Raw genomic sequence first — 26,743 nt, 5'->3', positions numbered from 1 at the left:
GGACTTCAGTCCCGACGCGACCAAAAGCGGCTGCGGCCATCCGAGAAGGGAAGCCGGCCCGGGCCGGCAGGCGAGCAGCCCCCGCAACCGCCCCGCTTTTGCCAATCCCGACTCCCCAATCCCAAATCCCCGCCTCCCCAGGTGACGCCGGCCGCCGCAGGTTGTATATTTTGTGTTAATTATGCTGCGGCGCGGCAAGGACTCGGCGCGCTCCCGATTACGCCCACCCATCCCGGAGTTCCCATGTCTGCCAGTTGGTCGCTGCGCGCCAGTGCGCTTGCCGTTGCCGTCGTTTCCGCGCTTTCGTTCCCCGCCGCCGCCCAGCAGGCGGACAGCACCGACGGGGTCGCCCGTCTGGACACGATCAAGGTCACCGCCGAGCGCCGCGCCGAGGACTCCAAGGACGTGCCGGTGTCGGCCAGCGTGCTGCGCCCGGAATACCTGGACGCCATCGCCACCAGCGGCTCGGACGTGCGCGTGCTGGCCGGCAAGGCGCCCAGCCTCAACGTCGAGTCGTCCAACGGCCGCGTGTTCCCGCGCTTCTACATCCGCGGCTACGGCAACACCGACTTCAACACCTACGCCTCGCAGCCGGTGTCGCTGATCTATGACGACGTGGTCGCCGAGAACGCGTTCCTGAAGGGCTTCCCGATCTTCGACCTGCAGAGCCTGGAAGTGCTGCGCGGTCCGCAGGGCACGCTGTTCGGCCGCAACACCCCCGCCGGCGTGGTCAAGTTCAACTCGGTCAAGCCGACCATCGGCGCCAACGACGGCTACGCCAGCCTGTCCTACGGCACCTACGGCACCATGACCATGGAAACCGGCCTGAGCGTGGCGATGGGCGACAAGTGGGCCGCGCGCCTGTCGGCGCTGGGCCAGCGCCGCGGCGACTGGGTCGACAACACCATCGACAATCGCTCCTTCGAAGGCTACATGGACTCGGCGGTGCGCCTGCAGGTGCTGTTCCAGCCGGGCGAGGACTTCAGCGCGCTGTTCAACGCGCATGCGCGCCACCTCGACGGCACCGCGCGGCTGTTCCGCGCCAACATCTTCCAGCCGGGCACCAACCAGCTGGTCGCCGGCTTCGACCCGGACAAGGTGTCCATCGACGGCAAGAACACCCAGGAACTGCAGACTTACGGCGGCAGCGCCAACCTGACCTGGGACCTGGGCGACATCGTGCTGCACTCGATCACCGGCTACGAGGGCATCGGCAAGTACTACAGCCGCGGCGACATCGACGGCGGCTACGGCGCGGTGTTCGCGCCGCCGTCCGGCCCCGGGGTGATCGCGTTCCCGGTGGAGACCGCCGGCGGCATCAAGAACCTGGACCAGTATTCGCAGGAGCTGCGCGCCGAGTCGCAGTACGCCGGGCCGCTGAACTGGCAGGCCGGCCTGTACTACTTCAACGATTCGGTGGAAGGCGAGAACTACACCTACAACACCCTGGCCGGCGGCACCCTGTCCAGCTACCAGTTGACCCGCCAGCGCAACACCTCGTGGGCGGCGTTCGGCTCGCTGAACTACGCGGCCACCGAGCGCCTGAACCTGCGCGCCGGCATCCGCTACACCTACGACAAGAAGACCTTCGACGTGCTCGCGCTGGACCGCGTGACCCTGCAGCAGCCCTCCAGCGGCAGCACCGACAATTCCAAGGTCACCGGCGACCTCAGCGCCACTTACACCATCAACGACAACGTCAACGTCTACGGGCGCGCCGCCCGCGGTTTCCGCGGCGCCAGCTTCGGCGTGCCGTCGGCCACCGCGCCGCTGACCGTGGCCGCGCCGGAGACCGTGGACTCCTACGAGATCGGCATCAAGTCCGACCTGTTCGACAAGCGTGCGCGCCTGAGCTTCGACGTCTACGACTTCAAGGTGAAGAACCAGCAGCTGACCGCGGTCGGCGGCGCCTCCAACGACGTGCGCCTGCTCAACGCCAAGGCCTCCAAGGCGCGCGGCGCCGAGTTCGACTTCGAAGCGCTGCTGACCCAGAACCTGCGCATGACCCTGGGCGGCGCCTACAACTGGACCCGCATCGAGGACCCGACCCTGTCGGTGGGCGTGTGCCGCACCTGCACCGTGACCGATCCGATCAATGCCTCCGGCCGCGCGCTGATCGACGGCAACGTGCTGCCGCAGGCTGCCAAGTGGATGGGCAACGCGACCCTGCGCTACGGCATCCCGGTCGGCGACGACGCCGAGTTCTTCTTCTTCACCGATTGGTCCTACCGCAGCGAGATCAACTTCTTCCTGTACGACTCGCGCGAGTTCGTCGGCCAGCCGCTGCTCGAGGGCGGTGCCAAGATCGGCTACAACTGGGGCGCCGGCGCGTACGAAGTCTCGGTGTTCTGCCGCAACTGCACCAACCAGATCCGCGCCACCGGTGCGATCGACTTCAACAACCTCACCGGCTTCATCAACGATCCGCGCATCGTCGGCGCACAGTTCCGCGCCAACTTCTGATTCGCGGCCTCGCCGTCGCAACACCGACCGCCGGCTATCATGCCGGCGGTTCTTTTTTTGGGAGACGCGCATGCGCGTGCTGAAGCAATGGGCGGCGTCGGCGCTGCTGATCGCGGCCACCTGGGCGGCCGATGCGGTGGCGGCGCCAGCGCCAACGACGAGCGCACCGGTGCAGAAGGTGGTGGTGTCCACCGACGTCGGCGACGACATCGACGATGCATTCGCGCTGGCACTACTGTTGCGCAGCCCGGAGCTGCAGGTGCTGGGCATCGCTTCGGCCTGGGGCGACACCGGCCTGCGCGCACAACTGCTGCAGCGGCTGCTGCAGCAGGCCGGCCGCAGCGAGATTCCACTGGCGATCGGCCAGCGCACCGACAGCACGATTCCCTTCAGCCAAGCGCGCTGGGCAGCCAAGGGTACGCTGCCGCGCAAGGCGCCGGATGCGGCGCAGTTCATCCTGGACCAGGCGCGGCGGCATCCCGGCGAGGTCACTCTGCTGGTGCTCGGCCCGCTGACCGACGCGGCGCGCGCGCAGCAGCGCGACCCGGCCGGTTTCGCGCAACTCAAGCAGGTGGTGTTGATGGGCGGCTCGGTGCGCGCGGGCTACGGCAAGTCGCGCTACCGTCCGTCGAATCCGCCGGCGGCCGAGTACAACATTGCCGCCGACATCCCCGCTGCGCAACGCGTGTTCGGCGCCGGCGTGCCGATCGTGATGCTGCCGCTGGACGCCACCCAGGTGACCCTGGAGGAGCCGGAGCGGGTGGCGCTGTTCGCCCATGGCGAGCCGCTGACCGATGCGCTGGCGCAGCTCTACTACCAGTGGCGCGACACCGACCAGCCCTGGGCCAGCGCCACCCCGACCCTGTTCGACGTGGTGCCGGTGGCGCAGTTGCTCGACCCGGGCCTGTGCCCCACCGTGCCGCTGCGCATCGTGGTCGACGACAAGGGCTATACCCGCGAGACGCCGACGGCGGACGTGCCGGGGGCTGCGGCCAACGCGCAGGTCTGCCTGGCGCTGGACCGGCCGCGGCTGATCGCGCTGTACATGCAGCGGTTGCTGCGCTGACGTGTCGTCGCGACGAGCGGGGCAGTTGGCTGCTTCGTTGTTTTGCAGTCGGGACTGAAGTCCCTCCCACATAGGACGCGTGCCGTGGGTGCTGTCGGCATGGGCGATCGGATTGGCTCCCCTGTGGGAGGGACTTCAGTCCCGACGAGTGGCGCCATCGGCGCCTCCATCGCCGTCGCGTCGTGATTGACGTCCCTCCCACATGACCTTGAGGCGAGGGCGCGCGGCTACTCATCCAGGGGGTAGGAGCGGCTTCAGCCGCGACGGGCTTTACCGGGAAAGCCCGTCGCGGCTGAAGCCGCTCCTACAGGGGCTCCATGGCGATCGGTGGTGCCTTGGCGGGAGGGACGTCCGCACCGACGGCAGCCTGCTGCGAACATGCCGACGGATGGTGCACCTTCGCCCCTCCTGACCGTCGCGCCGGCGCTTTATACTCGCGCCACATTCACGGAGCGAACGCATGCACACGGATTCGAAGCGGCGCTGGGCGGGCCTGCGCGCGGGATTGATGGGGACGTTCTTGCTGCTGGGCCTGGCGTTGGCGCTGGGCGGCTGCAAGCGCAACGAATCCGGGCAGTTGCCCGAGGCCAGCGGCGAGCCGGTGAAGGGGCATAAGGAAGCGATGAAGGGCTTCGGCCTGGTCCGCGCCTATCCCGACCAGAAGAGCGACGGGCTGTCGCTGGCGCTGGAGTTCTCGCGGCCGCTGGTCGGCACCCAGGATTTCGACAAGCTGCTGCGCTTCGAGGAGAAGGTCGGCACCGACGAGAGCGCCTGGTCGCTGTCCGACGACGGCAAGACCCTGCGCTATCCCTACGTGGAGGCGGCCAAGGACTACACGGTGGTGATCTCGGCCGACCTGCTGGCCGCCGACGGCAGCCGCCTGGGCAAGCCGCTCAAGCAGAAGGTTTACACCGGCGAACTGACCCCGGCGGTCGGCTTCGCCTCGCAGGGCAGCGTGCTGCCGGCGCGCGAGAGCCGCGGGCTGCCGGTGGTCTCGCTCAACGTGCCGGAAGTGGACGTGGAGTTCATGCGGGTCAAGGAGGGCGCGCTGCCGACGTTCTTCGCCCAGTACCAGCGCGGCGGCCGCCGCGGCACCTGGGAACTGGACAGCGAATATGGCGAGCACACCCCGATCTCGCAGATGGCCGACTCGGTCTACGTCAACCGCTTCGTGCTCGGCGGCGACAAGAACGAGCGCGCGCTGACCTACCTGCCGATCCAGGAAATCAAGGAACTGCAGGCGCCGGGCCTGTACTTCGCGGTGCTGCGCCGCCCCGGCAAGTTCGACAACGAGTACGACACCGCCTTCTTCACCGTCAGCGACATCGGCCTGCACGCGCGCGCCTACAAGGACAAGCTGTTCGTGCACACCGCCTCGCTGCAGAGCGGCGAGCCGCTGAAGAAGGTGGAGCTGCGCGTGCTCGGCGCCGACGGCGAGCTGTTCCTCAAGGGCCAGACCGACGACAACGGCAACGCGCTGCTGAACTACACGCTCGACGCCGGCCAGGTGCTGGTGGCGCGCAGCGGCACCGACCTGTCGATGCTGCCGTTCAACCAGCCGGCGCTGGACCTGAGCGAGTTCGCGGTGGCCGGGCGCGAGAACGCCTGGTTCGACGTGTTCGCCTGGTCCGGCCGCGACCTGTACCGCCCCGGCGAGACCGTGCGGGTGTCGGCGCTGCTGCGCGACAACGACGGCAAGCCGGTGCCGACCACCGGCAAGGGCGCACAGCCGGTGTTCCTGCGGCTTAAGCAGCCCGACGGCAAGATCTTCCGCGAGACCCGGCTGCAGCCGGGCGAGCAGGGCTACTTCAGTTTTGAGCAGCTGATCCCCGCCGATGCGCCGACCGGGCGCTGGCAGGTGGAGTTCCGCACCGACCCGACCAGCAAGGAAGCGGTGCAGGGCATGACCCTGCGCATCGAGGAGTTCCTGCCCGAGCGCATGAAGCTGGACCTGGACAGCGCGCAGAAGACGCTCAAGCCGGGCGAGCCGTTCAAGCTGCAGGCCACCGCCGCCTACCTGTACGGCGCGCCGGCGGCGGGCAACCGCTTCACCGCCAAGCTGGCGGTGGCGGTCGAGCAGCATCCGGTGGAGGCGCTGCCGGGCTACTTCTTCGGCGACCCGACGCTGCAGTTGCCGCGCGAGGCCAAGGACGTGGTCGATACCGAGTTCGGCGCCGACGGCAAGCTCAGCGAGGACCTGGCGCTGCCCGACGAGGCCAAGCCGACCAGCACCATCGCCGCGCTGGTCTCGGCCAGCGTGTACGAGACCGGCGGCCGCACCGTCACCCGCACGCTCAAGCGCGTGCTGTGGCCGGCGCCGGCGCTGGTCGGCGTGCGCCCGCTGTTCGACGACAAGGACGGTGCCGACGCCAACGCCAATGCGCGCTTCGAACTGATGCGGGTGGATGCGCAGGGCAAGCCGCAGCCGGCCAAGGGCCTGAAGGTGACCCTGGTGCGCGAGCTGCGCGACTACCATTGGGCGTTCGCCGACAACCGTTGGGACTACGACTTCACCCGTCGCTTCGAGAACAAGCAGACGCTCACCGTCGATGCCGGCGCCAGCGCCGCCAAGTTCGATTTCCCGGTGGAGTGGGGCGAGTACCGGGTGGACGTGTTCGACCCGGCCACCGGCCTGACAACGCGCTATCCGTTCCATGCCGGCTGGAGCTGGAACGACGAGAACCGCGGCCTCGATGCGCGTCCGGACAAGGTCAAGCTGGCGCTGGACAAGACCGGCTACAAGGCCGGCGACACGCTCAAGGTCACCCTGACCCCGCCGCATGCCGGCCCCGGCCTGCTGATGGTCGAGAGCGACCGCATGCTGTACGTGCAGGACATCGACGTGAAGCCGGGCAGCACGTTTGAGATCCCGGTGACCAAGGACTGGGAGCGCCACGACGTCTATGTCACCGCGCTGGTGTTCCGCGGCGGCTCGGCGCCGAGCAAGATCACCCCGGCGCGCGCGGTCGGCGTGGCCTACGTGCCGATGGACCGCAAGGCCCGGCGCGTGGCGGTGGGCCTGGTCGCGCCCAAGCAGATGCGCCCGGAGCAGCCGCTGCCGGTGACGGTGAGCGTGCCGGAACTGGCCGGCAAGCAGGCGCACGTGACCATCTCCGCGGTGGACGTGGGCATCCTCAACATCACCCGCTTCCCGGTGCCCGACGCCAATGCGCAGTTCTTCGCGCAGCGGCGCTTGGGCGTGGATGCGTACGACATCTACGGCCGGGTCATCGAGAGCTTCGAGGGCGGCACCGGCAAGCTACGCTTCGGCGGCGACATGGCGCTGGCGGCGTTGCCGCAGGCCAAGCGGCCGACCGCGCGGGTGCAGACCGTGGACCTGTTCTCCGGCCCGGTGCAACTGGACGCCAAGGGCAACGCCCGCGTGCAGCTGCCGGTGCCGGACTTCAACGGCACCCTGCGCGTGTCGGCGCTGGTCTATTCGGACGAGCGCTACGGCAACCGCGACGTGGAGACCCTGGTGCGCGCGCCGATCGTGGCCGAGGCCAGCATGCCGCGGGTGATGGCGCCGGGCGACCGCAGCACCGTGACCCTGGACGTGCAGAACTTCACCGGCCAGCCGGGCGAGTTCAAGGTGCGGGTGGATGGCGAAGGCCCGCTGGCGATCGCCGACAACGCACGCAGCGCCAAGCTGGGCAAGGACGGCAAGGCCACGCTGAGCTTCCCGCTGGTGGCGCAGGAAGGCTACACGGTGGCCAAGGTGCGGGTGCGGGTGGAAGGCAATGGCTATGCCGCCGACCGCCGCTACGACCTGCCGGTGCGCGCGGCGTGGCCGTCGGTGCTGCGCACGCAGACCCGCGTGCTGGACACGCTGGCGCCGGTGACGCTGGGCGCCAGCGATGCCGAAGGCCTGATGGCCGGCTCGGTCAACGCGCGCATGCTGGTCAGCGCCTTGCCGCCGATTCCATTCGCCAGCGCCCTGCAGGGCGCGCTGGAATACCCCTACGGCTGCGCCGAGCAGACCACCAGCAAGGGCTACGCCGCGCTGCTGCTCGACGACGCCACCGCGCGCCTGCTCGGGGTCAAGGGCCTGGATGCGGCCACGCGCCGCGCGCGCATGGAAGGTGCGTTCGGGCGGCTGGCTTCGATGCAGGTGTCTAGCGGCCACTTCTCGATGTGGGGCGACGACGGCTACGTCAATCCGGGGCTGACCCCGTACATCGCCGAGTTCCTGCTCGACGCCAAGGACGCCGGCTTCGCGGTGCCCGACAACGTGCTGCAGAAGGCGTTGAACCGGCTCAGCGAGGACCTGCTGTCCGGCGGCAACAACTTCTACGGCCAGGACCGCCGCGAGAACCTGAAGTTCGCCAACCAGGCCTGGTCCGGCTACGTGCTGGCGCGGGTCAACCGCGCGCCGCTGGGCACGCTGCGCGCGCTGTACGACAACGACCGCGGCAAGGCGCTGACCGGCCTGTCGCTGGTGCACCTGGGCGTGGCGCTGTCGCTGCAGGGCGACAAGAAGCGCGGCGAAGCGGCGATCGCCGCCGGTTTCGCCAAGGACAGCGCCGACCGGCCGCGCTACTTCGGCGACTACGGCAGCGTGGTCCGCGACGACGCGCTGATGATCGCGCTGCTGCACGAGCGTGGCCTGGCCAAGCCCGAGTACGACGCGCGGGTGATGGCGCTGGGCCGCGAGCTGGACGCGCGCCGCCGCGGCGGCTGGCTGTGGCTGAGCACGCAGGAGCAGGTGGCGCTGGCGCGCATGGGCAAGGCCTTGCTCAACAGCCAGACCGCGCAGGTGTCCGGGCAGTTGAGCATCGGCGACAGCAGCGAGGCGATCGCCCCGGCCAAGGCCTTCGGCCGCCAGTTCGGCGAGGCTGAACTGGCGCGCGGCGTGCACTTCGTGCCGCAGGGCCAGCCGCCGCTGTACGCCAGCCTGGAAATCGCCGGCGTGCCGCGCACCCCGCCGGCGGCCGACGACAGCACGCTGAAGGTGGAGCGCAGCTTCTACGGCACCGACGGCAAGCCGTGGACGCCGCAGCCGTTGAAGGAAGGCGAGGCGCTGATCGTGCGCGTCACCATCACCTCCGACACCAGCATGCCCGACGCGTTGCTGACCGACCTGCTGCCGGCCGGCCTGGAGATCGAGAACTTCAACCTGGGCGACGCCAAGCAGTGGGCCGACGTGGTGGTGGACGGCATCGAGATCAGCGACCGCTCCAACGCCGCCGACGTCAAGCACGAGGAGTTCCGCGACGACCGCTACGTGGCCGCGCTGAGCCTGTCGGCGGGCAGCAAGGCGCAGGTGTTCTACCTGGTGCGCGCGGTGACCCCGGGCACCTACACGGTGCCGCCGTCGCTGGTCGAGGACATGTACCGCCCCGACCTGCGCGGGGTGGGGCGCAGCAACCCCGGCACGATCAACGTCGTGCAGCCGTGATCCAACCTCCCCTCTCCCCCCGGGAGAGGGGCGGGGGTGAGAGTACGGCGGCCAGAGATGCACCAGAAACCGCCGCGCCAACCTCCCCTCTCCCTCCGGGAGAGGGGTCGGGGGTGAGGGTACGGCGGCCAGAAATGCACCAGAAGCCGCCGCGCTCAACCTCCCCAAGAGGGCAGGGGTGAGGGTGGCGCCCAGAGACCGCCGTACCCATCGCGCCGCCCACGCCTCCCACACTTCGCACCTAACACAGGACCCAGCAGGGTCCTGTCGTCGTTGCGGGCAGCGCATGCGTCGCCACAGTGCTGACTCCCAGGCGGAATCGCGCCGGCCGCTGCTCAGAGACCGAATGACCGCCGCAGCACGCCGACGTCGATTGATGCACGTTTTTGCACGATTTAGCGCGTTCGTCTAAGCTGGGCTCGCATTCGATCGCAGGTTCCCCGCATGCCGCCCGCCTCACCTCCAGCTTCCGCACCAACCCCCGCGCCCACCGTCTCCCGCGCCGTCGCCGCCACCCGCGGCATGTTCCTGCTGTCGGGCATGGCCATGGCCGCCTGGGCGCCGATGGTCCCCTACGTCAAGGCGCGCTTCGCGCTGGACGACGCGCGGCTGGGCATGGTGCTGCTGGCCTTCGGCGCCGGCTCGGTGCTGGCGATGCCGCTGGGCGGGCTGCTCAGCCACCGCCTGGGCGCGCGCACGGTCATCGTCGCCAGCGCGCTGGCGCTGTGCCTGGCATTGCCGGCGTTGGCGCTGGCGCCCAGCGTGCCGCTGCTGGTGGCGGCGCTGCTGTATTTCAGCGCGGCGCTGGGCGCGCTCGACGTCTCGATGAACGCGCATGCGGTGGAGGTGGAGCGGCGCCTGCAGAAGGCGGCGATGTCCGGCTTCCATGGCCTGTTCAGCGTCGGCGGGCTGATCGGCGCGGCCGGCATGAGCGCCTTGCTCGGTGCCGGCCTGCCGCTGTTGGCCGGCGCCGTGCTGGTCGCCGTGCTGCTGCTGGGCGTGCTGCTGTGGCAGCGCGGCGGCTTGCTGCGGCACGCGGCGTCCACCAGCGAAAGCGGTGCCGCTGCGCCTGCCGCAGGGGCCGGTGCTGCTGCTGGGTGCGCTGTGCTTCGTCTGCCTGCTGGCCGAGGGCGCCATGCTCGACTGGAGCGCGGTGCTGCTGCGCGAGCATCACGGCCTGGCACCCAGCGCGGCGGGCATGGGCTATGCCGCGTTCTCGGTGGCGATGGCGCTGGGCCGGCTCGGCGGCGACCGCCTGGTGGCCTGGCTGGGGCCGGTGCGCACCGTCGCCCTCGGCGCGGTGCTGGCCGCCGCCGGGTTGGCGCTGGCCAGCCTCGGCACCTTGCCGGGCAGCGGCCTGCTCGGCTGCGTGCTGGTCGGCCTGGGCGCGTCCAACCTGGTGCCGGTGATGTTCGGCGCCGCCGGGCGCATGCCCGGCACCTCGCCCGCGCTGGCGCTGGCGACCTTGACCACGCTCGGGTATACCGGCCTGCTCGCCGGGCCGGCGTTGATCGGGTTCCTGGCCCACGCCATCGGCCTGCCGCTGGCGCTGGCCGCGGTGGCGACGCTGTTGCTGCTGGTCGCCGCCGGCGCGCGCCTGGTCCGTCGCTGATCCCCACTTCCGTCCGTTGGAGCTTGCCATGCCGTCGTCCGATCCCTCCGCCTCGCCTCGCCTGGACACCGTGGTGTTCGATCTCGGCGGCGTCCTGATCGACTGGAACCCGCGCCATCTGTACCGCCAACTGTTCGACGAGGAGGCGGCGATGGAAGCCTTCCTGCGCGAGGTGTGCAGCCCGCAGTGGAACGAGCGCCAGGACGCCGGGCGGCCGTGGCAGGAGGCGGTGGCGGAACTGAGTGCGCTGCATCCGGCGCATGCGCCGATGATCGCCGCCTACCACGCGCGCTGGCCGGAGATGCTGGGCGGCGCGCTGGACGCCACGGTGGCGGTGCTGGACGAGCTGCGCGGGCAGGGCGTGCGGCTGTACGCGTTGACCAACTGGTCGCACGAGACCTTCCCGATCGCGCGCGAACGCTATCCGTTCCTGCAGTGGTTCGAAGGCGTGCTGGTGTCTGGCGAGGAGCGCCTGGTCAAGCCGGACCCGGCGATCTTCGCGCTGCTGTGCGAACGCTACGCGATCGACCCGGCGCGGGCGGTGTTCATCGACGACGCGCCGCGCAACGTGCACGCCGCGGCCGCCACCGGCATGCACGCGCTGCAGTTCCGCGACGCCGCCGCGCTGCGCGAGGAGTTGGTCGCACTGGGCCTGCTGCCGCCGCGCACCGACGCCGCGGCGCCATGAGCGGCGAGCGCGACACGCTGCCGCAGGAGCGGCAGCATGCGATCCTGCAGCGCCTGCGCGAGCACGGCCGGGTGGTGGCCGCGGAACTGGCCGAGCGCTTCGCGGTGTCCGAGGATTCGATCCGCCGCGACCTGCGCGAACTCGCCGCGCAGGGGCTGTGCCGGCGTGTCTACGGCGGCGCGCTGCTGCCCACGCCGACCTTCGCGCCGCTGCCGCAGCGCCAGGCCGAGCATGCCGAGCGCAAGTGCGCACTGGCGCTGGCCGCGGTGGCGCTGGTCAAGCCCGGGCAGCGGCTGTTGATCGATGCCGGCTCCACCAACAGCGCCATCGCCTCTGCGCTGCCGGCGCGGCAGGGGTTGAGCGTGGTCACCAATGCGCCGGACATCGCGCAGATCCTGCTGCGTCGCGAGGGCATCGAGATCCTGCTGATCGGCGGGCGACTGGACCCGCGCAGCGGCGCGGCCGTCGGTGCCCAGGCGCTGCAGCAACTGCGGCAACTGCGCGCCGACCTGTGCTTCCCCGGCGCCTGCGCGATCGACCCCGAGCGCGGCCTGTGGGGCGTGGACGATGAGGAAAGCCTGTTCAAGCGGGCGATGGTCGAGGCCAGCGCCGAGACCGTGGCGGTGGTGACCAGCGACAAGCTCGGCACCCTGGCCGCGCACCGCGTGGTCGGCGTGGAGGCGATCGACCGGCTGGTGGTGGAGCACGACGCCCCGGATGGTGTGCTTGCCGCGTTCGCCGCGCAGGCGGTGCAGGTGCATCGCGCTGCGCCTGCGGACGCCGACTGAGGGACGGCGGCCGGGCGGCCGCTGCAGAGCACACGACGGCATCGAACGCGGCAAGGGCGCGGCGTCCGCACAGCTATGCCATCGCGAGTGATCTGCTGCCCGACGCCAAGTCAGGCCGGGCCGGGACGCCGTGTCTTCGCGCTTTCCTCACGCCGCCATCGCAGCGTCATATCCCTGGGATTAAATAACGAACTTTAAGTTACTTAATTCGGTCAACCAGGGGACATCGCCATGCAACCACTCACCCATCGGCGCCGCGCGCTGATCGTCTGCGCGCTCGCCGCCAGCTGCCAGGCCGCGCTCGCGCAGGACGCCGCGTCCACCACGGCGACGCTCGCCGCCGACGCCAGCACTGTCGCCGCGCCGGCCGTCGGCGACACCACGCCAACCTCCACGCCCGATACCACGCCCAACGCCGCCGCCAGCGCCGACGGCACCACCACGCTGTCCAGCGTGATGGTCACCGGCGTGCGCAAGGCCAATGCCGCCGCGATCGAGAGCAAGCGCGCGGCCACCAACATCACCGACGTGGTCAGCTCCACCGACGTGCGTGCGCTGCCGGACACCACCATCGTCGAGGCGCTGCGCCGCATCCCCGGCCTGTCGGTGCTGCCGGCCACCGACAACGAACATCCGCGCGACGAAGCCGCCACCCCGGTGCTGCGCGGCCTCGGCCCGTCCTACAACAACGTCACCATCGACGGCCTGACCGTGGCCTCGCCGGGCACGCCCAACGGCACGCTGGGCTCGATCACCCGCGGCGTGCGCCTGGACATCCTGCCGGCCTCGATGGTCAGCGAACTGCAGGTCATCAAGACCTTCACTCCGGACCTGGACCCGAACGCAACCGGCGGTGCGATCAACCTCAAGACCCGCAGCGCGTTCGAGAACGGCGGCAAGCCGTTCTTCACCGCCGAGGCCTCACTGGGCCATGCCAACGACGTCGGCAAGCCGCGCGACCAGGACGACCCGGGCTACCGCCTGCTCGCCACCGGCAGCCGCACCTTCGGCAGCGAAGGGCAGTACGGCCTGACCCTGTCCGGCAACTACCAGACGCTGAGCAGCTACACCGAAACCCACATGACCACCGACACGGTGCACTACGGGTTCTACGACAACAGCGGCGTACTGCAGAGCGGCACCAACCTGGGCAACGGCTGGGCCGTGCCGCAGCAGGACAAGTACTGGTACGTGATGGACAAGCGCGACCGCTACGGCCTCACCGGCAAGTTCGAGGCGCGGTTGAGCGAATCCCTCCAGGCCTACGCCATGGCCGGCTACTACTATTTCCGCGACAACATGGAGCGCAACGAGGTCATCCTCGATCCGCGCAACCGCAACCGCGTCTACAACCAGACCGCCACCAGCGGCACCTACCCGGTCGGCGACGTGGAAGTGGGCTACTCCAACCAGATCACCACCACCCGCACCAAGCTCGGCCAGACCGGCTTCGAGTGGCGTCCGGACGACCGTCAGGTGCTGTCGGCGCGCGCGTCCTGGTCCGATGCCACCTACGCCGAACCGATCAAGATGATCAAGTACGTCACCGGCGCGCAGCGCCCGGCGGCGGTGCCGACAGGACAGACCGGCGCCGGCGTCACCGTGGTGCCGACGGCGGCCTATGGCTTCAACTACGACACCTCCGCGCTCAACCAGCGTTTCCCGATGGCGGCGCAGGCGTACTACAACTACGACAACTACAGCCTGCTGTACTGGCGTCCGGACTACCAGCGCAATGCGCGCGACAAGGTGCTCACCGGGCGCCTGGACTACGCCTTCAACCGTGGCGAGATGGACCGCGGCTTCGGCTTCGGCAGCGGCCTGAGCTACACCCGCGACGAACCCGGCTTCGACATCTACCGCGTGGAATACCAGCCCAACCGCAGCGCGCCGCCGCTGAAGATCGCCGACGTGCTGGCGCCGTCCAATGCGCCGATGCGCTACCTGGGCCTGAACCTGATCGCGATCGATCCGGACAAGGCCAACCAGGTGCTGAGCGCCACGCCGCTGAGCGCGTTCAACCGCACCGACCAGAGCGCCTTCAGCAACCAGGACAACTTCAGCCATCGCGAGGAGATCTTCGGTGCCTACGGCCTGGTCGGCTATCGCGCCGACGATTTCGATGTGGAGGCCGGCCTGCACTACGACCATACCGACCAGTCCACCGTCGGCCGCCAGCGGCAACTGGACGCGGCCACCGGCAGCTACGTCTACGTCGATGCGCCCACCGAGTCGCGCTACGCCAAGGTGCTGCCGTCGGCGGTGATGACCTACCACGTCAACGACCGCCTCGACCTGCGCGCCGGCGCCAGCCGCACGCTCGGCCGTCCGCCCTACGACGCCTACGCCGCGCGCACTTCGATCGGCTTCGTCAACAGCAGCGACATGGGCAATCCCAACGCGCAGGGCGTGACCGTCACCATCGGCAATCCCGACATCAAGCCGCGCGTGTCCACCAATCTGGACCTGTCGCTGGAATGGCGCCTGCCCGACGACTTCGACGGCATGCTCGCCGCGGCGCTGTTCGACAAGCGCATCCAGGACGAGATCTTCACCCTCTCGCGCACCGACCAGTTCAGCTTCAACGGCACCACCTATTCCAACGTGCTGATCAGCACCCCGGCCAACGCCGCCAAGGCGCACGTGCGCGGCCTGGAACTGAGCGCAGTGTTCAACACCCTGTTCCCGGGCGTGCCGGCGCTGTCCGGCCTGGGCGCCAGCGCCAACCTGGCCCTGCTCGATGGCGGCATGGACGTGCCGTTCACCAGCGGCAGCGCGCCCAACCTGGTGCAGAGCCAGCGCACCGTCGATCGCCTGGTCGGGCAGCCGGACTACACCGCCAACGCCTCGCTGTTCTACACCGTCGGCGGCGTCGAACTGCGTGCGGCCTACAACCGCCAGGGCAAGGCGCTGCGCGCCATCGTCAGCAACATCGCCTGGCAGGATCTGTACTGGGCGCCGCGTTCGCAGCTGGACCTGTCGGCGACCTGGGCGGTGAGCAAGCAGCTCAGCGTGGTCGGCCAGATCAGCAATGTCACCCACAGCCGCCTCACCAGCTTCACCGGCCCCGGCGAGAACCTGCTGAAGGACAGTTATTCGATGCCGACCACCTACTGGCTCGGCCTGCGCTTCACCCCGTCGCTGTGACCGTTGCCGGAGACCTTCCATGAACCTGCTTTTCTCGCGCGGCGCGATCATTGCCGCACTGCTGACCGCGACGGCCCCGGCCATCGCCGCCATCGCCCCGATCCAGGCGCGCCTGGCCGCACCCGACGGCGGCATCTTCGTCGTCGCCCACCGCGGCTGCCACAATCCCGCGCCGGCGCACGGCTTCGCCGGGCATGCGCCGGAGAATTCGCTGCTGGGCCTGGAGCGCTGCGTGACGCTGGGCGTGGACATGCTCGAAACCGACATCCGCCGCGCCGGCGATGGCACCCTGGTGATGTTCCATGACGCCACCGTCGACCGCACCACCGACGGCACCGGCAAGGTCGCCGAACTGACCTGGCCGCAACTGTCGCGGTTGCGCCTGCGCGACGACGAGGGCGGCGCCGACGCGCCGCTCACCGACCAGCATCCGCTGACCCTGCAGCAGATGCTGGCCGCGGCCAAGGGCCGGATCATGCTCAACCTCGACGTCAAGGCGCCGATCTACGCCGAGGTGGTCGACGCGGTGCGCCGCGCCGGCATGGAGCGGCAGGTGGTGGTCAAGACCGAGGTCGGCGTCGCCAGCCAGGACCTGGCGTCGATGCCGCCGTTCGACCGGATCAACTTCACCCCGGTGCTGCTCAACCCGCCGGGCACCGACGACCTGGTGCAGACCGTGCGCACCCAGACCGACGGCAAGGTGCGGCCGGTGGCGATCGAGCTGCCGCGGATGCGCCTGGCCCAGTTGCCGGCGGTGGCGGCGTTGGCCAGGCAGCGGCACGTGCGGCTACTGGTCAATACGCTGTGGGAAGGCTTCGTCGCCGATGTCGGCGGCGATGCCGATGCGGTGCGCGATCCGGAGGCGGTGTGGGGGCGGCTGTATCGCGCCGGCATCGGCGCCTTCCAGACCGATGAGCCGGAAGCGCTGCTGCGCTATCGCGCGTCGCTGGAAAAGCCCTGACCGGCGCATGGCCGTTCAACTGTCCGTAATCGGTCGCTGCGCGACCGCTTGCGGACGCCGCGACCGCGCGCGCCGCGGTCGCGGCGCAACGGATTCAATGGGTTAGCGCGGTTCGCCGATTGGCATGCAGCCTGCTGTACAGCAGGCATGGATATCGCGAAATCCCCGAACCGTTCGTTCTGGCGCCACCGCCGCCGCTGGCTGGTGGCAGCCGCTGCCGTGGCGATCGTGCTGGGCGTGGCGCTGCTCGGCAGCGGCCGCGCCGCACCAAGGGTGGCGCGCAGCGAAGTGTGGATCGATGCGGCCACGCGCGGTGAGATGCGTCGCGAGGTCCGCGCCAACGGCGTGCTGGTGCCGCGGCAGATCCGCTGGATCACCGCCGGGGCCCCGGCCACCGTGCAACAGCAACGGGTCGAGGCCGGCGCGCGCGTGCTGGCCGATACGCCGATCCTGCAACTGGTCAACCCGGAACTGGAGGCCGGCCTGGACCGCGCGCGTGCCGCGCTGGCCGGCGCCGATGCCGACCTGGCCGCACTGCACGCCGCGCTGGCCTCGCAACTGCTGGACCAGCAGGCGCTGCAGGCGCAGGCCGAGTCCGAGTTGCAGATCGCGCAGATCAAGGCCAAGGCCTACCGGCGCGGCCACGACGGCGGCGCGATCTCGGCGATCGATCTCACCCAAAGCCAGATCGTCGAGGCGCAGCAACGCGGCCGCGCCGACATCGAACGCAAACGCGTCGCCGCGTTCCGGCAGAACATGGCCGCGCAACTGCGCGCGGCACAGGCACGGCGCGAGCAGGCCGCCAGTGCGCTGGCCATCGCCACGCAACAGGCCGACTCGCTGCAGGTGCGTGCCGGCAGCGACGGCATCCTGCAACAAGTGGACGTGGAGCCCGGCCAACGCGTCGAGGCCGGCGCCAAGCTGGCGCGGGTGGCGCGCCCGGACGATCTGCTGGCGCGTCTGCAGGTGCCCGAACTCCTGGCCAAGGACGTGATCGAAGGCCTGCCGGTGGCGGTGGACACGCACAACGGCGTGGTCGGCGGGCAGGTGGCACGGATCGATCCGGCGGTGCGCAGCGGCAGTGTGGCGGTCGACGTGCGGCTGACGCCGCCGTTGCCGCCCGGCGTGCGCCCGGACCTGTCGGTGGACGGCCGCATCGTGCTCGGCACGCTGCGCGACGTGGTCAGCATCCCGCGCCCGGCGCTGGCCGTGCCCAACGCCGCCGGCAGCCTGTTCGTGCTGCGCGACGGCGGCGACACCGCGCAGCGCATCCGCGTGCGCTTCGGCGCCGCCTCCAGCGACCGCATCGAAGTCCGCGCCGGCCTGCGCGCCGGCGACCGCGTCGTGCTGTCCGACACCAGCCAGTGGAATGCCGACGCCACCTTGCGCTTACGCTAGCCTCACCAGGAGAGATCCCGCATGACCGCACTATCCGCACCATCCGCCGCGCCGCTGATCCACCTGCACGGACTCAGCAAGGTCTTCCACACCGAGGAAGTGGAGACCCACGCCCTGGCCGAGATCGCACTGGACGTGGCGCCTGGCGATTTCGTCGCCATCACCGGCCCGTCCGGCTGCGGCAAGTCGACCCTGCTGTCGATCCTGGGCCTGCTCGATGCGCCCAGCGGCGGCACCTACCGGCTCAACGGCCGCAGCGTCGCCGAGCTGGACACGGTCGGTCGCGCGCGCATCCGCAACGCCGAGATCGGCTTCATCTTCCAGGCCTTCAACCTGATCGCCGACCTCACCGTGGAAGAGAACGTGGCGCTGCCGCTGACCTACCGCGACGGCGCCCAGCGCAGCCAGATCCGCCAGCGCGTGCGCGAGGTGCTGGAACTGGTCGGCATGCAGCATCGCCACAAGCACTATCCGGGGCAGTTGTCCGGCGGCCAGCAGCAGCGCGTGGCGGTGGCGCGCGCACTGGCCGGCAATCCGACGATCCTGCTCGCCGACGAACCGACCGGCAACCTGGACAGCCGCAACGGCGAGGCGGTGATGCAGTTGCTGGAACAACTGCACGACAACGGCACCACCTTGTGCATGGTCACCCATGATCCGGCATTCGCGCGGCGCGCGCAGCGTATCGTGCACATGCTCGACGGCCGCATCGTCGATGAGGACACCTTCGAGCGGTTGCGCCACGAACAGGACGTGGCGCTGCCGGCGCGCGCTGCGGGGCAGGCACGATGAGCGCCGCCCTGCAGTGGGCCGAGATGCGGCAATCCTGGCGCACGCTCGCGCGCAGGCCGGGCTATCTGCTGCTGGCGGTGCTGACCCTGGCGCTGGGCGTGGCCACCACCACCGCGGTGTTCGCGCTGCTCGATCAGGCCTTGCTGAAGCCGCTGCCGTTCCCGCAGCCGGAGCGGCTGGTCACCCTCGGCCTGTCCAGCGACCCTGGCCGCAATGTCGCCGCGCCCGGCTACTACCCGGTGTTGCGGCGCATGTCGAGCCTGCAGTCGGTGGGCATCGCGCGCGGGTTCCCGGTGCCGGCCAACGTCGCCCGCGGCGCTGCCAGCGAAGTGGTCGCGTCGATCAGTGCCGATGCCGGCTTCCTGCGCACGCTCGGCCTGCCCATGGCGGCCGGGCGCAACTTCAACGACGAGGAAAGCCGGCCCGGCGGGCCGCAGGCGGTGATCCTCAGCCATCGTTTCTGGCAACGCTATTTCGATGGCGACCCGTCCGCGGTGGGACGCACCCTGCAGGTGGAAGGCAAGCCGGTGCAGATCGTCGGCGTGCTGCCGGCGGAGTTCCCCTGGGCCGAGCCGTTCGACCTGATCCGCAACATGCAGCCGGACCTGGCCGCGACCAACCTGTCCACCAACGAGATCGTGGTGGCGCGGTTGCGGCCCGGCATCAGCGTGGCCGCGGCGTCCGCGCAGACCGCGACGACGCTCCAGGCCTTGTTGCGCAACAGCCCGCACATGGACGCGTCGTGGTGGGCGTCGCTGCAGCGACGGCCGCCCAACGCGCTGCCGCTGCAGGACAGCCTGTACGCCGCCAACAGCGGCAACACCCTGTGGCTGTTCTTCGCCGCGGCCGCCTGCGTGCTGTTGATCGCCGCGATCAACCTGACCAGCCTGATGCTGCTGCGCGCGCTCGGGCGCAGCCACGACAGCGCGGTGCGTGCCGCGCTGGGCGCATCGTGGCTGCGCTTGAGCCTGCCGGCATTGGCCGAAGGCGTGCTGATCGGCGCGCTCGGCAGCCTGGCCGGCCTGGTGCTGGCCTGGCTGGGACTGCGCCTGCTCGGCGGCTGGGTGCCGCTGATGTGGATGCGCGGCGAGGCCCCGCATCTGAGCGGCGCCAGCGTGCTGTTCGCGCTGCTCGCCGGCGGCGCGACGGCGCTGTTGGCCGCAGCGCTGGGCATCGTGCGCGGCCGCCGCCGCAATCTGGTGGCTGAACTGGCTGGCGGTGGGCGCGGCGGCTGGAGCCTGCAGGCCGGCCGCCTCGGCCGTGTCCTGGTGATCGCGCAGGTGGCCATCGCCGTGGTGCTGCTGATCGGCGCGGCCCTGTTCACCCGCACCCTGCAGAAACTGGCGGAGGTGCCGATGGGCTTCGAGAGCCGCTCGGCGGTGGTGTTCACCCTGGCGCCGGTGAAGGAGCGTTACATCACCGCGGCCGATGCGGTGGAGCAGACCCGGCGCATCGTCGCGCGCTTGCAGCAGGTGCCGGGCATCGACCACGTGGGGGTGTCGACCAATCCGCCGACGGCGACGCGGTTGAGCTGGAGCGTGGAGATCGATGGCGCGCCGTCCGTCGACAGCCAGTACCGGTTGGCCACGCCGCAGTTCCTGGAGGTCTTCCGCATTCCCTTGCTGGCCGGGCGCGGGATCGCCGACAGCGATGTGGCCGGAGGCGAGCGGGTCTGCGTGGTCAGCGCGAGCTTCGCTGCGCGTTACCTGCACGGGCAGGCGCTGGGCAAGATCGTCAGCTTGCCCGACGACGGCGGCGACCAGCGCGTGTCGATGCGCGTGGTCGGCGTGGTCGGCGACGTGCGCCACACCAGCCCGGCCGAGCCGCCGGAGCCGACCGTGTACCAGCCGCTGGCGCAGATGAGCGAGCCGATGTGGCAGATCCTCCGCGGCTTCGGCGCGCTGACCTATGCGGTGCATCTGCGGGCCGGCGCACTGGGTGCCGACGAGCGCGCGCTGCGTGCGGCGATCGACGAAGTGGCGCCGCAGCAGCCGATCGCCGAGCTGCAGCCGATGCAGGCGTTGGTCGCCAGCACCACCGGCGAACAGAAGCTCAACCTGCTGCTGGTCGGCCTGTTCGCTGGGCTGGCGCTGTTGCTGGCCGCGGTCGGCCTGTATGCGGTGATGGCAGTGGCGGTGGCCGCGCGCCAGCACGAGTTCGGCGTGCGCGCCGCGCTCGGCGCACCGCCGACGCGGCTGCGACGGCAGGTGCTGGGCGAGGCCGGCGTGCAGATCGGGGTGGGCCTGCTGCTGGGCCTGGGCGTGGCGATGGCGCTGTCGCGGCTGCTGCAGCGGTACTTGTTCGAGGTACGCGTGGCCGATCCGCTGGCGATCGGCGCGGTGCTGCTGGTGCTGGCCGCGGGCGGCCTGCTCGCCGCGCTGGCGCCGGCACGGCGCGCGGCGCGGGTGCCGCCGATGCAGGCCTTGCGCGCCGAATGATGCGCTTTGCGTTCCGATGCGGGTACGCCACGACAGGCGCCGTGGCGCCTGTCCGCCACGCCCGGCCGCTAGACTCTGCGCCATGACCGACGCCCGCACATCGCCCTTGCCGCGCATTCTCGTCGTCGACGACCAGGCCGACGTGCGCGAAGCCTTGCGCATGCTGCTCAAGAGCGCCGGCTACGGCATGGTCGGCGCCGAGTCGCCGGAGCTGGCGCTGGCCTGCCTGCGCGGCGACGCGTTCGCCGCGGTGCTGGTGGACATGAACTATGCGCGCGACACCACCTCCGGCGCCGAAGGCCTGGCCTTGATCGCGCAGATCGCCGCGCAGTGGCCGGGGCTGCCGGTGATCGCGATGACCGCCTGGGCCAGCATCGAACTGGCGGTGGCGGCGATGCGCGAGGGCGCGGTGGATTTCATCGAAAAGCCCTGGCAGAACGCGCGGGTCCTGGCGGTGCTGGAGAGCCGCATCGCACTGGATCGCAGCCGCCGCGCCGCGCAACGGCTCGGCGAGGCGCAGGCGCTGTTGCTGCAGGACGGCGCCGCCGGCTTCGTCGCCGAATCGGCACCGATGCAGCGGCTGGTCGAGGATCTGCTGCGCATCGCCGGCAGCGGCGCCAACGTGCTGCTGCTGGGCGAGAACGGTACCGGCAAGAGCCTGCTGGCGCAGTTGCTGCACCAGTGGTCGCCGCGCCGCACGCAGGCCTTCGTCAAGGTCAACATCGGCGGCCTGGCGCCGACCCTGTTCGAGGCCGAACTGTTCGGTCACGTGCGCGGCGCCTACACCGACGCGCGCCAGGACCGCGCCGGCCGTTTCGAACTGGCCGACGGCGGCACCCTGTTCCTGGACGAAATCGGCAACCTGCCGCTGCAGCAGCAGCCCAAGCTGCTGCGCGCGATCGAGGACGGCGAGTTCGAGCGGCTCGGCTCCTCGCGCACGCAACGGGTGGACGTGCGCATCGTTTCGGCAACCAACGCAGACCTGGAGGCGGAGGTGGCGGACGGCCGCTTCCGCCAGGATCTGCTGTACCGACTCAACACCTTCCAGGTGCGGGTGCCACCGCTGCGCGAGCGCGGCGCCGACATCCTGCCGCTGGCGCGGCATTACCTGGCCGCCGCCTGCACCCGCTACCGGCGGCCGCTGCCGACGCTGGCGCGCGACGCCGAGCGCGCCCTGCTCGGTTACGCCTGGCCCGGCAACGTGCGCGAACTGGCGCACGCGATGGAGCGCGCGGCGCTGCTGGCCGACGGCAGCACCCTGGGCAGCGACGACCTGCGCCTGCAGCCGGCGACGAATGCCGTGCCGGCACTGTCGACGCAACTCACCCTGGAAGAAGCCGAGGCGCTGCTGCTGAAGCAGGCGCTGGCGCAGCACCAGGGCAATCTGCAGCGCACCGCCGACCAGCTCGGCATCACCCGGCAGAGCCTGTACCGGCGCCTGGGCAAGCACGGGCTGCGCAGCGATGACGCCGGCTGAGCGACAGCGCTTCCGGCCGCTGTGGCTGGTGGCGCCGGCCGCGCTGGCCTTGGTGCTGGTGCTCGCCGCCGGCGCGCCGCGGTGGCCCGAGGCGATCGTGCTGCTGCTGTGCGTGCTGCTGCTGACCATGGCGCTGTGGCGCTGGCAGCAGCGCGACGCCGGGCAGCGTCTGCGCACCCTCGGTGGCCTGCTGGACGCGCTGCGCGAGGGCGACTACAGCGTGCGGGCGGCGCAGGACGCGCGCGATGCCGACGGCCTGCTGGCGCGGTTCAACGCCCTGGCGCAACGCCTGCAGGACGAACAGCGCGATTCGCACGAGAGCCTGCAACTGCTGAGCAAGACCCTGGCGGCGCTGGACGGGGCGGTGTTCGCCTTCGAACAGGACCAGCGCCTGCGCCTGATCAATCCGGCCGGCGAGCGCCTGCTCGGCGTCGCCGCCCAGCAGGCGATCGGGCAATCCGCGCAGGCATTGGGACTGGCCGCCCTGTTCGATGTGCCGTCGGGCAGCATCCAGGCGCATGCGTTCGCCGGACAGCAGGGGCGCTGGCAGATCGGCCACGCCGCCTTGCGCAGCCGCAGCCAGGCCGGGCGGCTGCTGCTGGTGCAGCCGATGGAGCGCGCACTGCGCGAGGAGGAGGCGCAGGCCTTCCGCCGCCTGCTGCGCGTGCTTAGTCACGAGATCAACAACTCGCTGACGCCGATTGCCTCGATCGCCGACACGCTCGCGCGGCTGCTGGCGGCCGCGCCGCAGGCGCTCGACGCCGAACTGCAGGCCGATCTGCACAACGGGCTGGGCGTGATCGAACAGCGCAGCGCGGCGCTGCAGCGCTTCCTGGGCGGCTACGCGCGGTTGGCCAGGCTGCCCGCGCCGGTCCCGGCGCCAGTGGCGCTGGCGCCGCTGTGCGCGCGCGTGCAGCGGCTGCTGGACGATGCACGAGTGCAGGTCGAGGTCGCGCCGTCGCTGCATGCGTGCGCCGACGCCGACCAGCTCGAACAGGTGCTGATCAACCTGCTGCGCAACGCGCTGGAAGCCGGCGGCAGCGCGCCGGTGACGCTGCGCGCGAGTGCCGACGGCGCCAGCGTGTCGATCGAGGTGTGCGACGGCGGTGCCGGCCTGCCGCCCAGCGACAATCTGTTCGTGCCGTTCTTCACCACCAAGCCCGGCGGCTCGGGCATCGGCCTGGTGCTGTCGCGGCAGATCCTGGAAGCGCAGGGCGGCAGCCTGAGCCTGGAGGCCCGTACGGACGCGCAAGGCAGCGTGGCGACGCTGCGATTGCCGCTGGCGTAGTGGCAGAAGGAGCGCATTGTTGCTGGTGCCCCGGAGCAGTTGGGCACCCATCGTCGGCGATGCCGAACGGGCAGAGGATATCCCGCTCGCCGCGTCGCCACCGCAACAGGCAAAATGGCCGCTTCCATCGGGAGCCCGCATGCCACTGGACGACACCGCCGCCCCGCACGCCGCGCGGCGCCCCCGGCGCTGGACGCGCCTGCTGCCGTGGCTGCGCTGGGGCACGGTGGCGCTGCTGTTGAGTCTGTTGTTGCTGGACCTGGCGTTTCCGCTGCCGCTGCCGAAGTCGCGCGACACCTCGACCCTGGTGGTGGCCGCCGACGGCACCCCGCTGCGTGCTTTCGCCGACAGCAACGGCGTCTGGCGTTATCCGGCCACGCCGGACAGCGTCTCGCCGCTGTACCTGCAGGCGCTGCTGAACTACGAGGACCGCTGGTTCTGGCTGCACCCCGGGGTCAATCCCTGGGCGCTGCTGCGTGCGGCCAAGCAGTGGGTGTTTTCGCGCCACATCGTCTCCGGTGGTTCCACCCTGACCATGCAGGTGGCGCGCATCCTGATGCCGCCCCAGGTCAGTACGCGCACGCCGTGGGGCAAGGCCCAGCAGGCGCTGCGTGCGCTGCAGCTGGAAGCGCACCTGAGCAAGCGGCAGATCCTGCAGCTGTACCTGGAGCGCGCGCCTTACGGCGGCACCATCGAAGGCGTGGAGGCGGCGAGCTGGGCCTACCTGGGCAAGCCGGCCGCGCGTCTGTCGCAGGCCGAGGCGGCGTTGCTGGCGGTACTGCCGCAGGCGCCGAGCCGGTTGCGTCCGGATCGGCATCCGGAGGCGGCGCGCGCGGCGCGCGACAAGGTGCTCGAACGCATGGTCGCGCTGCGCGTGTGGCCGCGCGCACAGGTCGACGATGCGCGCATCGAACCGGTGGTGGCGCGCTCGCTGCAGACGCCGCTGCACGCCGCGCTGCTGGCCGAGCGCCTGCGTCAGCAGCGCCCGCATGCCGCGCACATCGTCTCCACCCTCGACGCCGACCTGCAGCGCACCCTGGAGGACCGGGTCAGCGCCTACTTCTCGCAGTTGCCCGAGCGCACTTCCGCGGCCTTGCTGGTGGTGGACAATCGCGACCTGCAGGCGCGCGCCTACATCGGCTCGGTGCAGTTCGGCGACCGCCGCAGGCTCGGCGACGTGGACATGGTGCAGGCCTGGCGCTCGCCCGGCTCCACGCTCAAGCCGTTCCTGTACGGCATGGCCCTGGACGATGGCCTGATCCATTCCGAAAGCCTGCTGGTCGACGCGCCGCAGAGTTTCGGCGACTACCGCCCGGGCAATTTCGACGAAGCCTTCAACGGCCCGATCGGTGCGGCCAGCGCGCTGCGCCTGTCGCTCAACGTGCCGGCGGTGGATCTGCTCGACCGGGTCGGGCCGGCGCGCTTCGCCGCGCGCCTGAGCAACGCCGGCATCGGCCTGAAGTTCCCGCGCGGCAGTACCCCTAACCTGGCGCTGATCCTCGGCGGCACCGGCGCCAAGCTGGAGGAACTGGTCGGCGCCTTCGCCGCGCTCAACCGCGACGGCATCGCCGGCCACGTGCGCTACAGCGCAACCGACCAGCGCATCGAACGGCGCCTGATGTCGCCCGGCGCGGCCTGGATCGTGCGCGAGATGCTCGAGGCCAATCCGCGTCCGGGCTACGGCGTCGGCACCTTCGACGTCGGGACGCGCCCGCGGGTAGCGTGGAAGACCGGCACCAGCTACGGCTACCGCGATGCCTGGGCGATCGGCAGCACCCGCCGCTACACCGTCGGCGTGTGGGTTGGCCGTCCCGACGGCACGCCGTTGCCCGGGCAGTACGGCGCGGTGACCGCCTTGCCGCTGATGTTCGAGACCATCGACAGCCTGCCGCGCCTGCGCGGCGACAACGCGCCGCGGCCGATGCCGGCGACGGTGCAGCAGGTGGACGTGTGCTGGCCGCTGGGCATCGCCGCCGAGCAGACGCCGCCGGCGTTGTGCCAGCGCCGTTTCTCCGCCTATGCGCTGGACGGCGCCGTGCCGCCGACCTTCGCCGAGCGCGACGCGCGGCTGTGGAGCGCCGGCCGCGAGACCGTGCAGGTGGACGCGCACAGCGGCCTGCGCCTGTCGCCGGACTGTGCGCAACCGCATGAGGCGGCCACCCGCGATTTGGCGCGCTGGCCGGCGCTGCTGACGCCGTGGCTGCACGCCAGCGAGCGCCAGGCCGGGCAACTGCCGGCGCTGTCACCGGACTGCCGCGACGACGGCCGTGGCCGCAGCGACGTATTGCGTATCGAAGGCCTCAACGACCGCGCCACCCTGGCACGCGCGCCGGGCAGCACCACAGTGCGTCTGCAGGTGCGCGCACTGGGCACGAGCACCCCGGTGGACTGGCTGCTGGACGGCCGCTGGATCGCCCGCACCGAGGGCGCACGCACCTTCCAACGCGACTTCGCCGACGCCGGCGACCACACCCTGACCGCCCTGGCCAGCAACGGCGCCTGGACCCAGGTGCGGTTCCGGGTGTTGCGTTGAGCAGCGGTGGCGCGCGCTCGTAGAAGCCAACTGTCACGCAACGACGACGATCAGAGTAGGCGGGCGATCCGACCTCGGAAGCAGTCGGGACTGAAGTTCCTCCCACAATCGCTCCCGGACACCGATAACCGCGAGTCCCTGGGGGGGGGCTGTCGCTTGGCTTCGGCTTCGGCTTCGGCTTTGGCTGTTGCTGTCGCTCTTGCTGTTGCTTTTGACTTGCCGGGTTCCCTTCCGAAGCGGCGGCCATCGCGGGGAAACACCCGAAGGGCGGCGCACATGGATGTGCGCCGTCCGCGGCAGGGGCAGGATGCCCCTTCCGCGGATCCCCGGGATGGCCGCGCACCCGGAGCGCGTTAGCGCGGAGGGCGCGAGGCAGGGTGTGCTTGACCAGCCTTCGGCTGTGGTAAAGCGCTTCTTTTGGTTACTTTTCTTTGCACAAGCAAAGAAAAGTAACTCGCCCGTAAGGGCGAAAGTCTTTGCCGTGGCTTGAGAATTGCTTGTAGTGCGAAAAGAAGCGCCATAGGAGCGCCTTCAGCCGCGACAGGCTCCATCGAAACGGCCTGTCGCGGCTGAAGCCGCTTGTGTCAAATAAGGGTCTATCGTTGTAGGTGAGAGCGGAGTGCGGCAGGCCGTTTAGCCGCAGTGCCAGCAAGCACGAGTAGGAGTCAGCGCCGCCGCACTCCGGTTCTCCTGC

15 protein-coding genes and 1 pseudogene are annotated in these 26,743 nt (G+C 70.6%); 15 read left to right on the top strand and 1 reads right to left on the bottom strand.

What is annotated here, in order from left to right:
- Positions 1-243 precede the first annotated feature (243 nt).
- From CEK66_RS03330 to pbpC, 15 genes and pseudogenes are all read left to right on the top strand, one after another.
- Positions 244-2,463 carry a TonB-dependent receptor gene (locus CEK66_RS03330; RefSeq protein WP_152181532.1) on the top strand — a complete coding sequence of 740 codons (2,220 nt, stop codon included), beginning with the start codon at positions 244-246 and terminating at the stop codon, positions 2,461-2,463.
- Between the two features lie 76 nt (positions 2,464-2,539).
- A complete protein-coding gene (locus CEK66_RS03325; protein WP_193312562.1) occupies positions 2,540-3,529 on the top strand; it encodes a nucleoside hydrolase in 990 nt (329 codons plus the stop codon).
- A 508-nt stretch (positions 3,530-4,037) separates the two neighbouring features.
- On the top strand, positions 4,038-8,927 hold the full coding sequence (locus CEK66_RS03320; protein WP_193312561.1) for an alpha-2-macroglobulin: 4,890 nt from the start codon (positions 4,038-4,040) through the stop codon (positions 8,925-8,927).
- Positions 8,928-9,371: 444 nt separating this feature from the next.
- A pseudogene (locus CEK66_RS20545) lies at positions 9,372-9,881 on the top strand (MFS transporter); the annotation flags it as partial.
- Positions 9,882-9,984: 103 nt separating this feature from the next.
- Positions 9,985-10,539, top strand: coding sequence for a hypothetical protein (locus tag CEK66_RS20540; RefSeq protein WP_226978480.1), 555 nt, complete (start codon positions 9,985-9,987; stop codon positions 10,537-10,539).
- A 28-nt stretch (positions 10,540-10,567) separates the two neighbouring features.
- Positions 10,568-11,227: an HAD family phosphatase gene (locus CEK66_RS03310; RefSeq protein ID WP_193312560.1), complete on the top strand. Its 660-nt coding sequence runs from the start codon at positions 10,568-10,570 to the stop codon at positions 11,225-11,227.
- A complete protein-coding gene (locus CEK66_RS03305; RefSeq protein WP_152235949.1) occupies positions 11,224-12,015 on the top strand; it encodes a DeoR/GlpR family DNA-binding transcription regulator in 792 nt (263 codons plus the stop codon). The genes CEK66_RS03310 and CEK66_RS03305 overlap by 4 nt, the downstream gene beginning before the upstream one ends.
- 231 nt (positions 12,016-12,246) lie before the next feature.
- A complete protein-coding gene (locus CEK66_RS03300; protein ID WP_152235948.1) occupies positions 12,247-15,162 on the top strand; it encodes a TonB-dependent receptor in 2,916 nt (971 codons plus the stop codon).
- Positions 15,163-15,181: 19 nt separating this feature from the next.
- A complete protein-coding gene (locus tag CEK66_RS03295) occupies positions 15,182-16,123 on the top strand; it encodes a glycerophosphodiester phosphodiesterase family protein (RefSeq protein WP_152235947.1) in 942 nt (313 codons plus the stop codon).
- 147 nt (positions 16,124-16,270) lie between these two features.
- Positions 16,271-17,521, top strand: a complete 1,251-nt coding sequence (locus CEK66_RS03290; protein WP_152235946.1) for an efflux RND transporter periplasmic adaptor subunit — start codon at positions 16,271-16,273, stop codon at positions 17,519-17,521.
- Positions 17,522-17,542: 21 nt separating this feature from the next.
- A complete protein-coding gene (locus tag CEK66_RS03285; RefSeq protein ID WP_152235945.1) occupies positions 17,543-18,313 on the top strand; it encodes an ABC transporter ATP-binding protein in 771 nt (256 codons plus the stop codon).
- A complete protein-coding gene (locus CEK66_RS03280; protein ID WP_152235944.1) occupies positions 18,310-20,751 on the top strand; it encodes an ADOP family duplicated permease in 2,442 nt (813 codons plus the stop codon). Before CEK66_RS03285 ends, CEK66_RS03280 begins: the two co-directional genes overlap by 4 nt.
- A gap of 82 nt (positions 20,752-20,833) precedes the next feature.
- Positions 20,834-22,228: a sigma-54 dependent transcriptional regulator gene (locus tag CEK66_RS03275; protein WP_152235943.1), complete on the top strand. Its 1,395-nt coding sequence runs from the start codon at positions 20,834-20,836 to the stop codon at positions 22,226-22,228.
- Positions 22,229-23,027: 799 nt separating this feature from the next.
- The gene (locus CEK66_RS20535) at positions 23,028-23,516 is read left to right on the top strand and encodes an ATP-binding protein (RefSeq protein ID WP_198526542.1); all 489 of its coding nucleotides are present in this window, start codon (positions 23,028-23,030) and stop codon (positions 23,514-23,516) included.
- Between the two features lie 139 nt (positions 23,517-23,655).
- Positions 23,656-26,049: a penicillin-binding protein 1C gene (pbpC, locus tag CEK66_RS03265; RefSeq protein WP_152235941.1), complete on the top strand. Its 2,394-nt coding sequence runs from the start codon at positions 23,656-23,658 to the stop codon at positions 26,047-26,049.
- Positions 26,050-26,470: 421 nt separating this feature from the next.
- Here pbpC and CEK66_RS20530 read toward each other — a convergent pair.
- Positions 26,471-26,743, bottom strand: a 273-nt coding sequence (locus tag CEK66_RS20530) for a hypothetical protein (RefSeq protein ID WP_226978479.1), incomplete at its 5' end; no start/stop codon positions are given.

The sequence above is a fragment of the Xanthomonas sp. LMG 12460 genome (assembly GCF_009192895.1).
Classification (GTDB): Bacteria; Pseudomonadota; Gammaproteobacteria; order Xanthomonadales; family Xanthomonadaceae; genus Xanthomonas_A; species Xanthomonas_A sontii.
Note: the sequence above shows the minus strand (reverse complement) of the source record. Positions and strands in the feature narration are given on the sequence as shown.

What these genes read in the sequence shown, in the direction of transcription:
- CEK66_RS03330 (WP_152181532.1), top strand. Translation starts at nt 244, where the DNA reads ATGTCTGCCAGTTGGTCGCTGCGCGCCAGTGCGCTTGCCGTTGCCGTC.
- CEK66_RS03320 (WP_193312561.1), top strand. Translation starts at nt 4,038, where the DNA reads ATGGGGACGTTCTTGCTGCTGGGCCTGGCGTTGGCGCTGGGCGGCTGC.
- CEK66_RS03310 (WP_193312560.1), top strand. Translation starts at nt 10,568, where the DNA reads ATGCCGTCGTCCGATCCCTCCGCCTCGCCTCGCCTGGACACCGTGGTG.
- CEK66_RS03305 (WP_152235949.1), top strand. Translation starts at nt 11,224, where the DNA reads ATGAGCGGCGAGCGCGACACGCTGCCGCAGGAGCGGCAGCATGCGATC.
- CEK66_RS03300 (WP_152235948.1), top strand. Translation starts at nt 12,247, where the DNA reads ATGCAACCACTCACCCATCGGCGCCGCGCGCTGATCGTCTGCGCGCTC.
- CEK66_RS03295 (WP_152235947.1), top strand. Translation starts at nt 15,182, where the DNA reads ATGAACCTGCTTTTCTCGCGCGGCGCGATCATTGCCGCACTGCTGACC.
- CEK66_RS03290 (WP_152235946.1), top strand. Translation starts at nt 16,271, where the DNA reads ATGGATATCGCGAAATCCCCGAACCGTTCGTTCTGGCGCCACCGCCGC.
- CEK66_RS03285 (WP_152235945.1), top strand. Translation starts at nt 17,543, where the DNA reads ATGACCGCACTATCCGCACCATCCGCCGCGCCGCTGATCCACCTGCAC.
- CEK66_RS03280 (WP_152235944.1), top strand. Translation starts at nt 18,310, where the DNA reads ATGAGCGCCGCCCTGCAGTGGGCCGAGATGCGGCAATCCTGGCGCACG.
- CEK66_RS03275 (WP_152235943.1), top strand. Translation starts at nt 20,834, where the DNA reads ATGACCGACGCCCGCACATCGCCCTTGCCGCGCATTCTCGTCGTCGAC.
- pbpC (WP_152235941.1), top strand. Translation starts at nt 23,656, where the DNA reads ATGCCACTGGACGACACCGCCGCCCCGCACGCCGCGCGGCGCCCCCGG.